Below are 14,461 nucleotides of genomic sequence, written 5' to 3'. Positions count from 1 at the left end.
TTGATGGAACCCTTAGTAGGAGCGGGTCTTCAGCGCGATCGTATCGACCGACAGCGGCTTCAGATTGACCGGCTTGTAATCCAGACGGTTGGCTTCGCGATACCACAAGGTATGCTTCAGCCAGTTCTTGTCGTCGCGGCCGTTCGGGGTTTCCTCGGTGTCCTTGGCGTCGTCGCGCACATGGGCGCCGCGGCTCTCGGTGCGGGCGTTGGCCGAGATCATGGTGGCCTTGGCCACTTCGATCAGGTTCTCCAGCTCCAGCGCCTCGATGCGGGCGGTGTTGAAGACATTGGACTTGTCGGAGATCTCGGTGCGCTGCACCATCTTCTCCACTTCCAGAATCTTCTCCACGCCTTCGGCCAGCATGTCCTTGAAGCGGAACACGCCGCAGTGCGCCTGCATGGTGCGCTGCATGGCTTCGCGCGCGTCGTTGACTTGCACGCCGCCGGTCTGCTGATTCAGGCGCTCGACGCGGGCGACGGAGCGCTCGACATCGGCCAGCGCCAGTTCCGGCAGGTCTTCCGGATGCTGCTTGATGAACTCGATCATCGAGTTGGCCGAGCTCTTGCCGAACACCAGCAAGTCCAACAGCGAGTTGGTGCCCAGGCGGTTGGCGCCGTGCACCGACGCGCAGGCGCATTCGCCGGCCGCGTAGAAGCCCTGCACTTTTTCGCCCTGCACCACCACTTCGCCGTGGTAGTTTGTGGGAATGCCGCCCATCTGGTAATGGCAAGTCGGCACCACCGGAATCGGGGCTTTGATCGGGTCCACGCCGGCGAACTTGATCGAAATCTCGCGAATGCCCGGCAGCTTGGACATGATCACTTCCGGATCCAGGTGAGTGATGTCCAGCAGCACGTGATCCTTGTTCGGACCGCAGCCGCGGCCTTCGTTGATCTCAGTCACCATCGCGCGCGACACCACGTCGCGGGACGCCAGGTCCTTGGCGTTGGGCGCGTAGCGCTCCATGAAGCGTTCGCCCTGCGCATTGCGCAGAATGCCGCCTTCGCCGCGCACGCCTTCGGTGATCAACACGCCGGCGCCGGCCACGCCGGTCGGGTGGAACTGCCAGAACTCCATGTCTTCCAGCGGGATGCCCGCGCGGGAAGCCATGCCCAGGCCGTCGCCGGTATTGATGAAGGCGTTGGTGGACGAGGAGAAGATGCGGCCGGCGCCGCCGGTGGCGAACAAGGTGGCCTTGGCCTGGAACACGACGATTTCCGAGGTTTCCATTTCCATGGCGATCACGCCCTGGACATTGCCATCGGCGTCGCGGATCAGATCCAGCGCCATCCATTCAACGAAGAAATGGGTATTGGCGCGCACATTGCGCTGGTATAGCGCGTGCAGCATGGCGTGGCCGGTGCGGTCGGCTGCGGCGCAGGCGCGGCGCACCGGCTTTTCGCCGAAATTCGACATATGGCCGCCGAACGGGCGCTGGTAGATGGAACCGTCGGCGTTGCGGTCGAACGGCATGCCGAAGTGCTCCAGCTCCACCACCACCTTGGGCGCTTCGCGGCACATGAATTCGATGGCGTCCTGATCGCCCAGCCAGTCCGACCCCTTGACGGTGTCGTACATATGCCAGTGCCAATGATCTTCCTCGGAGTTGCCGAGAGAAGCGGACACGCCGCCCTGGGCGGCAACGGTGTGGGAGCGGGTCGGGAATACCTTGGACAGCACCGCTGTCTTCAGGCCGGCCTCGGACAATTGCAAGGCCGCGCGCATGCCTGCTCCGCCTGCCCCAACGATAACGGCGTCGAAATGACGAACAGGAATACCCATTACAGCCCCCAGACCACTTTAACGGAATAGATAAAACAGGAAACCAGCCAGACGATGGTGAACACGTGCAGCGCCAGGCGTACGCCCACCGGCTTCACATAGTCCATCCACAGATCGCGGATGCCCACCCATACGTGGAGGAACAGAGCGATCAGGCTCACCTGGGTCAGCAACTGCACCCAGAACTGGCCGAAGAACGCCTTCCAGCCTTCGTAGCCGGACGGCATGGTCAACAGGAACAAAGCCAAAGCCACGGTGTAGATCAACATGACCACCGCGGTGACGCGCTGCATGATCCAATCGCGCAGGCCATAGCCGGCGCCGACGACATTGCGATTTACCATAGAGCAACTCCCAGAACCACGGTCAGCGCCAGACTGACGGCCACAACGGTCTTGGCGGTGGCGCGGGCGGTCTGCAGTTCGAGACCTTTATGAATATCGAGGAAGAGGAAACGGATACCGGCACAGAAGTGGTGCATATACGCCCACAACAGGCCGAGCAGCACCAGCTTCATTAGCGGGTTGCCCACCACGGCGCGGTAGGTTTCGAACGATTCGGCCGAACTCAGCGAACCGTGCAACAGGTAAATCAACAGTGGGAGAGAAAAGAACAGCGCAACACCGCTGATCCGGTGCAAGATCGAGACGATGCCGGGAATCGGCAATCTGATCTTGGCCAGATCCAGGTGCTTTGGTCGTTGCTTCTGCATATGGCTTCCTTGGATGTTTTTAGAACCAAGAGGTTACACAACAGACGGTCCGCTACGAGACCGCCCGCTTGAAGGGCTCCGTTGTTGTTATGGCTGGATGCCCGTCATTACCGCTCATGCCGCACCAGGAATATCGCGGTGCAATATGACCCGGGGATTCTAGCAAAACTGGCTGGCCGCGGCCTGTTTTTCGCCGCCGGCCCAGCCGTCCACGTCACGTCAAAAGCCCGCCGCGTCAAGCCCGGCGGGCGGTGTAAGCCCAGTTGTGCGTCAGACAGTAACGCTGCCGCCACTCCAGCGGCACGCCCTCCATCGAGCCGGAAATCCGGATCAGACTCAAGGCCGGCGCCTCGGCCACCATGCCGGTGACGCCGAGCAGCGCGCTTTCCTCGCGCGGCAGCATCAACGCGCGAAACTGCTCGCACAATACTTTCAAACGGATGCCGAAACGCTGCTGCAGCGCCTGGTACACCCCGGACGAGCCGCGCAGCCATCGCGCGTCCAGCCCCTCGAACTCGTCGGCCGGCAAGAAGGCCTCGTCCACCGCGACCGGGATGCCGTGCCAACGCCACAGCTGCCGAACTCTCAATAAAGGCGCAGCGCGCCGCAATTGCAATGCCGCGGCCATGTCGTCGCTGGCGTTGCCCCGCGAAATGCCGAGGAACTCCCGCGCCAGATCGTCCGGCTGCTCGTTGAACAGGCCCGGCGTCAACAGCAGGCCTTCGCCCCACTCGCTGGGCGCCGGCGCCACGAAAGTGCCCCTGCCCTGCGCGCGATACAACAGGCCGTCGGCCACCAGTTCGCCCAAGGCCTTGCGCACCGTGCCCTGGCTTGCGCCCAGCTCGTCCGCCAAGTCCCATTCGCTGGGCAAGGCATCGTTCTCCTGCCATTCGCCATCGCCGATCCGGCGCAGCAATTGCTGCTTGATCTGGCTGTACAGCGGCTGTCTACGCAGCGGTCGATCTGTCATGTTCTCTGTTGTATCACCAAACAAATCAAGCGTAAATACAAGTCTTATATAAGATACAAGACTTTACCGGACCCATCAGCTTTTCTGATGAGGATTACACCCCCACTTTGGCTATACTCCGTGTTACACTCAGCCGCACAAAAGCATTCAATGCTGCAGAGCAACATCTGCATATCGTCATTATCGGATACATCAAAGGAGAGTCCGCCAATGAAAGCTCCCGTTCGCGTCGCCGTCACCGGCGCAGCCGGCCAAATCGGCTATAGTCTGCTGTTCCGCATTGCCAGCGGCGAAATGCTCGGCAAGGATCAACCGGTCATCCTGCAACTGCTGGACCTGCCGCAAGCCCAAACCGCCCTCAAGGGCGTGATGATGGAACTGGAAGACTGCGCCTTCCCGCTGTTGGCCGGCATGGTTGCCACCGACGACCCGAACGTGGCCTTCAAGGACGTCAAGGTCGCGTTGCTGGTGGGCGCCCGCCCGCGCAGCAAGGGCATGGAGCGCAAGGACCTACTGGAAGCCAACGGCGCCATCTTCACCGTTCAAGGCAAGGCGCTGAACGACCACGCCGCCCGCGACGTGAAAGTGCTGGTAGTGGGCAACCCGGCCAACACCAACGCCTGGATCGCGATGAAGTCCGCTCCGGACCTGAATCCGAAAAACTTCACCGCCATGTTGCGTCTTGACCACAACCGCGCGCTGTCCCAGATCGCCGCCAAGACCGGCAAGCCGGTGGCCGCCATCGAGAAGCTGGCGGTATGGGGCAACCACTCGCCGACCATGTACGCCGACTACCGCTTCGCCAGCATTGATGGCCAGCCGGTCAAGGCCATGATCAACGACGAAGCCTGGAACCGCGACGTATTCCTGCCCACCGTGGGCAAGCGCGGCGCCGCCATCATCGAAGCGCGCGGCCTGTCTTCCGCCGCCTCCGCCGCCAATGCCGCCATCGACCACGTCCACGACTGGGTGCTGGGCAGCCAGGGTAAATGGGTGACCATGGGCATTCCGTCCGACGGCTCCTACGGCATCCCGGAAGGCGTGATGTACGGCTTCCCGGTTGTATGCGAAAATGGCGAATACAAGATTGTGCAAGGTCTGGAAATCGACGAGTTCAGCCGCGAGCGGATGAACTTCACCCTGGCCGAACTGGAAGAAGAGCGCGCCGCCATCGCTCACCTGTTTGGCTGATCCATCCCAAGTCTTTTCAGCAAAAGCGCACCTTACGGTGCGCTTTTTTGTCTTTGATCAAGACCCGATTTCCCGACTGCCTATATTTAACAGACTGCCATTTGGAGTTGAGCATGATTGAAGTCGAAGTACTGAACCAAATCGCGGCCAAGATAGACGACCTGGCCACCCGTGGCGCCGACATCCGGGGGTATCTTTGACTACGACGGTAAAAAAGACCGTCTGGAAGAAGTTTCCCGCCTGACCGAAGACCCGGATATCTGGAATGATCCCAAGCGCGCCCAGGAACTGGGCCGCGAGCGCAAACAGCTGGAAGACGTGGTGCTGGTGATCGACGAGATCAGCGCCATGGTCGGCGACAGCGCCGAATTGTTCGAGATGGGCCGCGCCGAAAACGACGACGACACCATCCTGGCCGTGCAGGCCGATCTGGACACCGCCGAAGCCAAGCTCGCGCAGCTGGAATTCCGCCGGATGTTCCACGATCCGATGGACCCGAACAACTGCTTCCTGGACATCCAGGCCGGCGCCGGCGGCACCGAGGCCCAGGACTGGGCCGGCATGCTGCTGCGCATGTATATCCGCTACGCCGAACGCAAGGGCTTCAGCGTGGAAGTGCTGGAAGAATCCGAAGGCGAAGTGGCCGGCATCACCAGCGCCACGCTGAAGATCAGCGGCGAATACGCCTACGGCCTGCTGCGCTCTGAAGTGGGCGTGCACCGCCTGGTGCGCGTGTCGCCGTTCGACTCCAACGCGCGCCGCCACACCTCCTTCTCCTCGGTCTTCGTCTATCCGGAAGTGGACGACAGCTTCGTGATCGACATCAATCCGGCCGATCTGCGCGTCGACACCTACCGCGCCTCCGGCGCCGGCGGTCAGCACATCAACAAGACCGACTCCGCCGTGCGCATCACCCACAATCCCACCGGGATCGTGGTGCAGTGCCAGAACGACCGCTCCCAGCACCGCAACCGCGACGAAGCGATGCAGATGCTGCGCGCCAAGCTGTACGAACTGGAACTGAAAAAGCGCAACGAGGCCAAGCAGGCGCTGGAAGACACCAAGACCGATGTGGGCTGGGGCCACCAGATCCGCTCCTATGTCTTCGACCAGTCCCGCATCAAGGATCTGCGCACCAGCTACGAAGTGGGCAATATCAAGGGCGTGATGGACGGCGACCTGGACGGCTTCATCGAGGCCAGCCTGAAACAGGGCGTCTGAACCTAAACCCGCTTAACCCGGCCGCCGCCCGCGCGGCGGCCAACAGCCATTGCATTGAATTACGGAGTGAACATGTCTGAACACGAGCAAGCATCGCCCAGCCAGGACGAAAACCAGATCATGGCGGAGCGCCGCCAAAAGCTGAAGAGCATCCGCGAACAGCGCATCGCCTTCCCCAACGACTTCAAGCGCAGCCACTTCGCGCAAGTCCTGCAGGACGCTCACGCCGGCAAGGAAAAGGAAGCGCTGGAAGCCGAAAAGATCGAGGTTGCCGTCGCCGGCCGCATGATGTTGAAACGTGTGATGGGCAAGGCCAGCTTCGCCACGCTGCAAGACGGCAGCGGCCGCATCCAGGCCTATATCTCCAATGACGGCGTGGGCGAAGAGCTGCACGCCGAGTTCAAGCACTGGGATCTGGGCGACATCGTCGCCGTCAAGGGCGTGCTGTTCAAGACCAAGACCGGCGAACTGACGGTGCAGGCCAGCGAAGTGCGCCTGCTGTCCAAGAACATCCGTCCGCTGCCGGAGAAATTCCACGGCATCACCGATCAGGAAACCAAGTACCGTCAGCGCTACGCCGACCTGATCATGAACGAGGACAGCCGCCAGACCTTCATCAAGCGCTCCAAGATCATCCAGAAGGTGCGCGACGTGATGGTGGGCGAAGGCTATCTGGAAGTGGAAACCCCGATGATGCACCCGATCCCGGGCGGTGCCGCGGCCAAGCCTTTCGTCACCCACCACAATGCGCTGGACATGCCCTTGTACCTGCGCATCGCGCCTGAGCTGTATCTGAAGCGCCTGGTGGTGGGCGGTCTGGAGCGCGTGTTCGAGATCAACCGCAACTTCCGCAACGAGGGGATGAGCACGCGCCACAACCCCGAGTTCACCATGATCGAGTTCTACGAGGCTTACAGCGACTACCAGCGCATGATGGAGATGACCGAAGCCATCATCCGCGAATGCGCGCTGGTATCCTGCGGCTCCACCACCGTCAGCTACCAGGGCAAGGAAGTGGATCTGGGCAAACCGTTCGACCGCTTCACCATCGTCGGCGCGATCAAGCACTACAACCCGCAATACACAGATGCCCAACTGGACGACACGGCCTGGGTGGCCAGCGAGATCAAGCGCCTGGGCGGCAAGCTGCCGCCGGCGCCGGGCCTGGGCAGCCTGCAACTGGCGCTGTTTGAAGAGTGCGCCGAAAGCCTGCTGTGGAACCCGACCTTCATCATCGACTACCCGGTGGAAGTGTCCCCGCTGGCGCGCGGCTCCGACAGCAAGCCGGGCCTGACCGAACGCTTCGAGCTGTTCATCGTCGGCCGCGAGCACGCCAACGGCTACTCCGAGTTGAACGATCCGGAAGACCAGGCCGCGCGCTTCCTGTCCCAGGTGGCGCAGAAGGACGCCGGCGACGACGAGGCGATGCACTACGACGCCGACTACATCCGCGCGATGGAATACGGCCTGCCGCCGACCGGCGGCTGCGGCATCGGCATCGACCGCCTGGTGATGCTGCTGACCGACGCGCCGTCCATCCGCGACGTCATTCTGTTCCCGCAGATGCGTCCGGAATAAGCGCTTCAAGCCTACGGCTCGACCCAGCCGCCCGCCTTCCGGCGAGCGGCTTTTTCTTTTCCCGCGCCCCCTCCCCCCGCATCGCGCTTTTCACGCGTGGACAAAGCCGTCGGCGCGGAGTCCCGCTGACCAGGGCTGCCGGCTACTCGGCCCCAAGCGGCTCCGGCCCGCGCGCAAAGCCCGCATGATTGAGCTCGCTGAGCGCCAGGTTCACGTCGAAAATCCTGCCGCTGACCTCGGTCACCCCCAAGGCTTTCAGTCTTGCGCTGTGCATGCGCAGATAAGCTTGCGCCGTTTCTTCGCTGGCAAACAGATAAATGCCGCCGGCCTCTTGCCGATCCGGGCTCTCCGTCCATATTTTCCAGAGGAAGCCGGGCTCCTGATTGATGGACGCCGCCAGCTCTTGCAAGCGGCTTGCCATCTCGTCGCCGAAAGGACCGGAAAAATCAAAGTGGACTTGCAGAAGTTTTTGCATGAAAGCGTTTCCTATAGAAGACAAGACTCGCGGCAACGCAGGGCGCCTTGCCAGGCTGCCCATCGCGGCCGGGAAGTTTTGCTTTTGTTTGCTAAACCTCCTTTCCGCCAACAATAGACATCATTCCGTCCTTCAGCTTCGCGCATGCGCAATAGTGCCGGACGATATTGGCAGTACAACACTCGCTTGTACGACTAAAAGGACATTCGCCATGAAACGTCTATTCGCATTCGCCGCGCTGAGCGCCTCGGCATGGCTCTGCGCCATGCCGGCCCAGGCCGGCGTCTCCATCACCATCGGCCAGCCCGGTTTCTACGGACAACTCAGCCTGGGCGGTTTCCCGACGCCGCAGCTGATCTATCCACAACCGGTGGTCATCCAGCCCGCCCCGGTGGCGGTGGCGCCGATGTATCTGCGGGTGCCGCCCGGCCACATGAAGGATTGGCGTCGCTACTGCGGCCGCTACGGCGCCTGCGGCCGCCCGGTCTACTTCGTTCGCGACGAGTGGTACCGCCAAGTCTATGTGCCGCGTTATCAGCAGGTTCAACGCGGCCATGAGTACAGGCGCGAACACGAACGCCACGGCTGGCATGGCGACGACGATCACGACCATGGCCGCGGCCATGAGCGCGACCGCCGCGACTGGCGGCGAGACCGCTAAAACCGCACTCAGCGCTGCACCGTCGCCATCACCTCGGACGCGTAGCGCAGGCCGCTGACGGCCTCCGGCGGAAAGACCGCGTCGATTTCCGCCCGCTCCGCCGGACTCAGTGCCAGCGTCAGCGCGCCCAGATTGTCGTCCAGATTGCGGATGCGGCGCGCGCCGGGAATGGCGACGATGTGATCGCCGTGCGCCAGCACCCAGGCCAGCGCCAATTGCGCCGGCGTGCAGCCCTTGGCTTCGGCCAAGGCCTTCACCCGGTCCACCAGCGCCAGATTGCGGCGGAAATTCTCGCCGAGGAAGCGCGGATTGCCGCGCCGGTAGTCGTCGGCGTCGAAGTCGTCCGGGCTTCTGATCGCCCCGGTCAAAAAACCGCGCCCCAGCGGGCTGTAGGCGACGAAACCGACGCCCAGCTCCCGGCACAAGGCCAGCGTTTGCTGCTCCGGGTCCCGCGTCCACAGCGAGTATTCGCTTTGCAGCGCGTGGATGGGATGGACGGCGTGCGCGCGGCGCAAGGTGTCGGGCGCGGCCTCGGACAGGCCCAGGTAACGGACCTTGCCGGCGCGCACCAGCTCCGCCATCGCGCCCACCGTTTCTTCGATAGGCACTTGCGGGTCCACGCGGTGCAGATAGTAAAGATCGATGACGTCGACGCCCAGCCGCTTGAGACTGCCTTCGCAACTGCTGCGCACGTATTCCGGCCGTCCGTTGACGCCGCGCGCGGCCGGATTGGCCGGGTCCATCACGATGCCGAACTTGGTGGCCAGCACCACCTCGCTACGGCGCGACTTCAGCAGCTGCGCCAGCAATTCCTCGTTGCGGTAAGGTCCGTACATATCCGCGGTGTCCAGCAGATTGACCCCGCGATCCAGCGCGTGATTCAGCGTGCGCAGCGATTCCGCGTCGTCATGCGCGCCGTAGAAAGCGCTCATGCCCATGCAGCCCAAACCCAAAGCGGAAACGGAGGGGCCGTTACGGCCCAGGATACGTTGTTTCATGCCTGCCATCCTTCGTGGTCGGTTAAGATGCCTGAAGCATATGCGCTTGCCTTCATCGGAAAAACCGGCTTAATCTGCATGCATTACGTAGAAAATCTTCACAATGCCGCAAAACTCTCTGCACGCCTTGCACGCCTTCCGCCTCATCGCCCAGCACGGCAGCTTCACCCGCGCCGCCGCCCAGCAAGAGGTCACCCCCTCGGCGCTGAGCCAGACGCTGCGCCAATTGGAGGCGCAACTGGGCGTGCGCCTGCTGAACCGCACCACCCGCAAGGTTGGGCTGACCGAAGCCGGCCAGGCGCTGCTGGCGCGGATAAGGCCGCTGCTGGAACAACTGGACGGCGCGCTGGAAGACACTCGCCAATGGCAAGGGCAGCTCAGCGGCACCCTGAAGCTGACCTTGCCGCATACCGCCGCCGCCCTGCTGCTGTATCCCTTGCTGGCCGGCTTCATGCGCGCGCATCCGCAGCTAAAGCTGGAACTGGACGTCAACAATCAATTGGTGGATATCGTGGAGCGCGGTCTGGACGCCGGCCTGCGCTTCGGCGAGAGCCTGCAACAGGATATGCAGGCGGTGGCGGTCAGCGCCCCGCTCCGCTTTTGCGTGGCGGCCAGCCCGGCTTATTTGCGAACGCGCGGCGTACCCGCGCATCCGGCCATGTTGCGACAACATGATTGCCTGCGCTATCGCTTCGCCAGCAGCGGCCAGGTCTACCGCTGGCAATTCGTCGACGCCGGCCGGCCGTTCGAAGTCGCGGTGCAAGGGCCGCTAACCGCCAACGACACCGCGGCGGCGCTGCACGTCGCGCTGGGCGGACTCGGCCTCGCCTATCTGCCGCAGGCGATGGCCGAACCCCACCTGGCGGACGGCGGCCTGATCGCCGTATTGGAAGAATGGATGCCGCCAGCGGAGGCCTTCTACCTGTATTACCCGCACCACCTGCATCAGCCGGCGAAACTGCGGGCGTTCATCGACTACCTGAGACAGGCGATGACCGCCCGTTGACGGCCCGCCGGCCTCACCCCGCCCGACAGCAATTGCGCCCCGCCGCCTTGGCCTGATACAAGGCGGCGTCCGCGCGCTGCAGCAAGACCTCCACTTCCAGGCCCGGCTGCGCGCAGACATGGCCTATGCTCAGGGTCAAGGGCACCGGATGCTGCTGCCATTGCAGATTGGCGGCGGCGAGCCGCTGCCGGGCCTGTTCCGCCAAGGCGGCGGCCTTGGCCTGATCGGCGTCCGGAGCCAGCAGCAGAAACTCTTCCCCGCCCCAGCGCGAACAGAGCAAGTCCGGAAACGTCTCGCTCAGTAAGCGCGCCGCTTCCACCAGCACATAGTCGCCGCCGTCATGGCCGAAATGGTCGTTCACCAGCTTGAAATGGTCGATATCGCACAACAAGACCGCGAACGGCCGGCGCGTCTGCAGCCATTGCAGCCAGGCGGCCTCCATCTGACGCACCGCCTCGCGGCGGTTGATCAAACCGGTGAGAAAATCCGTGCGCGACAACCTGACGTTCTCGTCCATCGCGCACTTGAGGTCGTCCACGTCGCGGAAGGTGACGATGTGCCAGTTGGGCAGCAGGTCGGCATGCAGTTGCGCGGTGACGATGAACCAGCGCAGGCGGCCGTCGGCGCAGCACACCCTCACTGTCATCTCCGCCAGGTTGCGGCCCAGCGCCAGGCTGTCCTTCACCGCCTGCAGCCAGCTTTGCTCCACCTCCAAGCGGTAGGCCGGATCGGGATAAGCCAGACGAAACCAGGCCTCCATGTCCGGCATCTGCTCCAGCGTGTAGCCTATTTGCTGCAGGAAAGCGCGGTTCAGATAGCGATGCACGCGCCGGCCGGGCTGGTCCAGCTTGGCGTCGGACTCTGAAATCAGGATGGGAATGGGCACGAAGTCCAGGCTGCGCGACAACACTTCCTTGCCGACATCCACCGCCTCGTCGCCAATCTTGAAAGTCATCCGCGCGCTCCCGTCCCTGCCCTTGGGTCAGCTCACTCCTGCGGCAACAGGCAGTCCTGGGCCAGCAGTTTGACGAACTCGTCCGCCGGCAGCGGCCGGGCGATCAAGTAGCCTTGCACGTATTCGCAGCCTTCGCGTTGCAGGAAGTGCCATTGCTCTATCGTTTCCACCCCTTCCGCCACCACCTTCATATTCAGGTTCTTGGCCATATTGATGATGGCGCGGGCAATGGCGGTGTCGTCGGCGTCGTGCGGGATGTCGCGCACGAAGGAACGGTCGATCTTCAGCTTGTCCGCCTTGAAGCGCTTCAGATAGGACAGGCTGGAATAGCCGGTGCCGAAATCGTCGATGGACAGCTTCAGCCCCATATTCTTCATATTGTCGATGGCCTGTATGGTGGCCATCGCGTCTTCCATCACCACGCTCTCGGTCACCTCGATGTCCAGCGCGTGACCGGGCAGGCCGTTGGTGGCCAGCGCCGAGGTGATCTGATCCGCCAGATCGGACTGGCGGAACTGCAAGGCGGACAGATTGATGGCCAGGGTCAGTTCCGGCAGGCCCTGGCTGCGCCAGGCGGCCAGCTGGCGCGTGGCCTCGCCTATCACCCAGTTGCCAATCTGCACGATGAAGCCGCGCTCCTCCGCCACCTCGATGAAACGCACCGGCCCCAGCACGCCCAGCGACGGATGGTTCCAGCGGATCAGCGCCTCGGCTCCTATGATGCGGCCGCTGGCCATTTCCACTTGCGGCTGATAATGCAGCACGAACTCCTCGCGCTCCAGCGCGAAGCGCAGCTGGCTTTCAATCGCCAGGATTTCGCGGGCGCGGGCGTTGAGGTCGGCGGTGTAGAACTTGTAGCTGTTGCGGCCCGAGGATTTGGCGTGATACATCGCCGCGTCGGCGTTGCGCACCAGGGTCTCGTAGTCGCGGCCGTCGTCCGGGTAGACGCTGATGCCGATGGACGGCGTGATGGTGATCACATGATTGTGCAACTCTATCGACGCAGTGAAGGCGTCGCGGATGCGCTCCGCCGCCATCGCCGCCTCGCCCGGATCGGAAATCACCGGCAGCAGCACGATGAATTCGTCGCCGCCCTGGCGCGCCAGCATCTCTCCCGGCCCCAGCACGCCCTTGATCCGGTCCGCCGCCACCTGCAGCAGGGTGTCGCCGGCGGTGTGGCCCAGCGATTCGTTGACGGTCTTGAAGCGGTCCAGGTCCAGCAGCAGCAAGGCCAGCCGCTCGTTGTCGCGGCCGGCGTTGTGGATAGCCAGCTCCACCCGGTCCTGCATGTGCACGCGGTTGGGCAAGCTGGTCAGCACGTCGAAATGGGCGAGGAACTGGATGCGCTCGTCGGCCGCCTTACGCTCGGTCAGATCGCTGAAGATGGCCACGTAATGGGTGATTTCGCCCAGGCTGTTGCGCACCGCGTTGATCGCCAGCCATTCCGGGAACACCTCGCCGTTCTTGCGGCGGTTCCACAACTCGCCCTGCCAGGAGCCGTGGTCGGCGATGGACTGCCACATCTGTTCGTAGAAGGGCTGGTCGTGGCGGCCGGAGGACAGCACGCTGGTCTTCTGGCCCAGCACCTCGTGCTGGGTGTAGCCGGTGATCTCGGTGAAAGCGCGGTTGACGCTGCGGATGCGTTTGTCCGCGTCGGTGATCATGATGCCTTCCACGGTGTTCTCGAACACCTTGGCGGCCAGTTGCACCCTCTCCTCCGCCGCGCGTTTCTCGGAGATGTCGCGCACCATGCGCCATACCGCGTTGATGCGTCCGAAGGCGTCGCGCATCGCCACGGTCTTGACGCTGACCGGCACCGGATTGCCGAAACGGTTGATATAGGTGGCCTCGAACTCGTCGCAGTAGCCGAAGCGCAATACCTTGTTGTCCAGATTGAAGCGCTCCAACGCCTCGCTCTCCGGCCCCACCAGTGTCCAGAAATTCTGTAGCTTGAGCTGATCCAGGCTGTAGCACATCAGGTTGAGGAAGGCGGGGTTGGCGTCTATCACCTGGCCGTCCAGCGAGCTGATCACAATGCCGTCGAGGTTGGACCAGAACAGTTCGCGGTATTTGTTCTCGGAGCGGCGCAGCGCGTCCTCCACCTCGCGGCGGCGGGAAATGTCCGCTTCCAGCGCCAGCGTCTTGGCGCGCAACTCGTCCAGCAAGCGCTTGAGTTCCGCGCGGGTCCATTCCAGGTGTTTGCCCAGATGGCCGATCTCGTCGCGGCGCTGCCATTCGAACGGCCGGTCCAGCTTGAGTTCGGCCAGCAAGCGCGCCTGTTCGGTCAGGGCCTTCATCGGGCTGAGGAAGCGCGAGTGCAGAATGCTCATGATCAGCAGAATGGACAACACCAGCTGCGCCGCCAGAATCATCAGAATATTCTTGATCTGGTTGTTGAGCGCGATGGCGAGGTGTTCATTGTCGAATTCCAGCGTCACCTGGCCGATTTCCTCCCCGCGGTAGATCACCGGTTTTTCCACGAAGGAGACGCTGCCGATGCGGCGCTCCGCGCGCACCGAAGACAGAAAGATCTGATTGGACTGGGTGTCGGTGACGCGGATGGAAACCACCCTCGCGTCTTCCATCACCGAAGCGATCAACGGGTTGCCGGCCTGGCGGCTCAGATTCCACAAGGGCTCCTGCATGCCCAGAGCGACGATGTCCAGCAGGCGTTTTTGATCGGTTTCCAACTGGGCGGTTAACGCGTCCCGTTGAATATTGAAACTCAGATAACTGATGATGGACGCGGGAATCAGCAAGCCCAGCACCACGGCGATGAGAAAGACAGCCCTGAGGGAAAGGCCGGTACTGGCTGTGGATTTATCGTCAGCGTGGTGTGCCATGTTTGCGTTTATTATCGCTCGCCATTAGCCGCAGGCAATTGAGCCCATGCGTCAGTTGTTCATATT

The 14,461-nt window shown here is 62.8% G+C and carries 13 protein-coding genes; 5 read left to right on the top strand and 8 right to left on the bottom strand.

Translation table 11 applies throughout. From position 1 onward, the window contains the following. Positions 1 to 12 precede the first annotated feature (12 nt). The 4 genes from sdhA to DB032_RS02840 all read right to left on the bottom strand — a co-directional run bounded on the left by sdhA (position 13) and on the right by DB032_RS02840 (position 3,467). Positions 13 to 1,785 carry a succinate dehydrogenase flavoprotein subunit gene (sdhA, locus tag DB032_RS02855; protein ID WP_107798167.1) on the bottom strand — a complete coding sequence of 591 codons (1,773 nt, stop codon included), beginning with the start codon at positions 1,783 to 1,785 and terminating at the stop codon, positions 13 to 15. Then, the gene (gene sdhD, locus DB032_RS02850; RefSeq protein ID WP_107798166.1) at positions 1,785 to 2,129 is read right to left on the bottom strand and encodes a succinate dehydrogenase, hydrophobic membrane anchor protein; all 345 of its coding nucleotides are present in this window, start codon (positions 2,127 to 2,129) and stop codon (positions 1,785 to 1,787) included. The genes sdhA and sdhD overlap by 1 nt, the downstream gene beginning before the upstream one ends. After that, positions 2,123 to 2,497, bottom strand: coding sequence for a succinate dehydrogenase, cytochrome b556 subunit (gene sdhC / locus DB032_RS02845; protein ID WP_019103264.1), 375 nt, complete (start codon positions 2,495 to 2,497; stop codon positions 2,123 to 2,125). Before sdhC ends, sdhD begins: the two co-directional genes overlap by 7 nt. A gap of 235 nt (positions 2,498 to 2,732) precedes the next feature. After that, the gene (locus tag DB032_RS02840) at positions 2,733 to 3,467 is read right to left on the bottom strand and encodes a GntR family transcriptional regulator (protein ID WP_048415654.1); all 735 of its coding nucleotides are present in this window, start codon (positions 3,465 to 3,467) and stop codon (positions 2,733 to 2,735) included. A gap of 210 nt (positions 3,468 to 3,677) precedes the next feature. Here DB032_RS02840 and DB032_RS02835 point away from each other — a divergent pair, with 210 nt between their 5' ends. The 3 genes from DB032_RS02835 (at position 3,678) to lysS (ending at position 7,457) form a co-directional block, all read left to right on the top strand. Then, positions 3,678 to 4,658 carry a malate dehydrogenase gene (locus tag DB032_RS02835; RefSeq protein WP_048411376.1) on the top strand — a complete coding sequence of 327 codons (981 nt, stop codon included), beginning with the start codon at positions 3,678 to 3,680 and terminating at the stop codon, positions 4,656 to 4,658. A gap of 116 nt (positions 4,659 to 4,774) precedes the next feature. Further along, positions 4,775 to 5,879 (top strand): peptide chain release factor 2 gene (gene prfB, locus DB032_RS02830; protein ID WP_146176780.1). Its coding sequence is split into 2 segments (ribosomal slippage): positions 4,775 to 4,855 and positions 4,857 to 5,879, totalling 1,104 coding nucleotides; the frame shifts between segments, so codons are not numbered across the junction. 72 nt (positions 5,880 to 5,951) lie between these two features. Continuing rightward, on the top strand, positions 5,952 to 7,457 hold the full coding sequence (gene lysS, locus DB032_RS02825) for a lysine--tRNA ligase (protein ID WP_107798164.1): 1,506 nt from the start codon (positions 5,952 to 5,954) through the stop codon (positions 7,455 to 7,457). Between the two features lie 142 nt (positions 7,458 to 7,599). Here the strand turns inward: lysS and DB032_RS02820 are convergent, their stop codons facing one another. Continuing rightward, entirely contained in the window at positions 7,600 to 7,932 is a 333-nt protein-coding gene (locus DB032_RS02820; protein WP_107798163.1) for a monooxygenase, read from the bottom strand. Between the two features lie 211 nt (positions 7,933 to 8,143). Between DB032_RS02820 and DB032_RS02815 the strand changes: the two genes are divergently transcribed. Continuing rightward, a complete protein-coding gene (locus tag DB032_RS02815; RefSeq protein ID WP_107798162.1) occupies positions 8,144 to 8,593 on the top strand; it encodes a hypothetical protein in 450 nt (149 codons plus the stop codon). 8 nt (positions 8,594 to 8,601) lie between these two features. Here the strand turns inward: DB032_RS02815 and DB032_RS02810 are convergent, their stop codons facing one another. Further along, a complete protein-coding gene (locus DB032_RS02810; RefSeq protein WP_107798161.1) occupies positions 8,602 to 9,591 on the bottom strand; it encodes an aldo/keto reductase in 990 nt (329 codons plus the stop codon). Positions 9,592 to 9,694: 103 nt separating this feature from the next. Between DB032_RS02810 and DB032_RS02805 the strand changes: the two genes are divergently transcribed. After that, positions 9,695 to 10,597 carry a LysR family transcriptional regulator gene (locus DB032_RS02805; protein ID WP_107798160.1) on the top strand — a complete coding sequence of 301 codons (903 nt, stop codon included), beginning with the start codon at positions 9,695 to 9,697 and terminating at the stop codon, positions 10,595 to 10,597. A 13-nt stretch (positions 10,598 to 10,610) separates the two neighbouring features. On the opposite strand, the gene DB032_RS02800 is transcribed toward DB032_RS02805, so the two are convergent. Both DB032_RS02800 and DB032_RS02795 read right to left on the bottom strand, forming a co-directional pair. Continuing rightward, on the bottom strand, positions 10,611 to 11,552 hold the full coding sequence (locus DB032_RS02800) for a sensor domain-containing diguanylate cyclase (protein WP_107798159.1): 942 nt from the start codon (positions 11,550 to 11,552) through the stop codon (positions 10,611 to 10,613). 32 nt (positions 11,553 to 11,584) lie between these two features. Beyond that, on the bottom strand, positions 11,585 to 14,395 hold the full coding sequence (locus DB032_RS02795; RefSeq protein ID WP_107798158.1) for a bifunctional diguanylate cyclase/phosphodiesterase: 2,811 nt from the start codon (positions 14,393 to 14,395) through the stop codon (positions 11,585 to 11,587). Positions 14,396 to 14,461 lie beyond the last annotated feature (66 nt).

This window comes from Chromobacterium sp. Panama, from assembly GCF_003052555.1.
Lineage (GTDB): Bacteria > Pseudomonadota > Gammaproteobacteria > Burkholderiales > Chromobacteriaceae > Chromobacterium.
The sequence above is the reverse complement of the archived record's forward strand: the minus strand, read 5'-3'. Positions and strand labels throughout refer to the sequence as shown.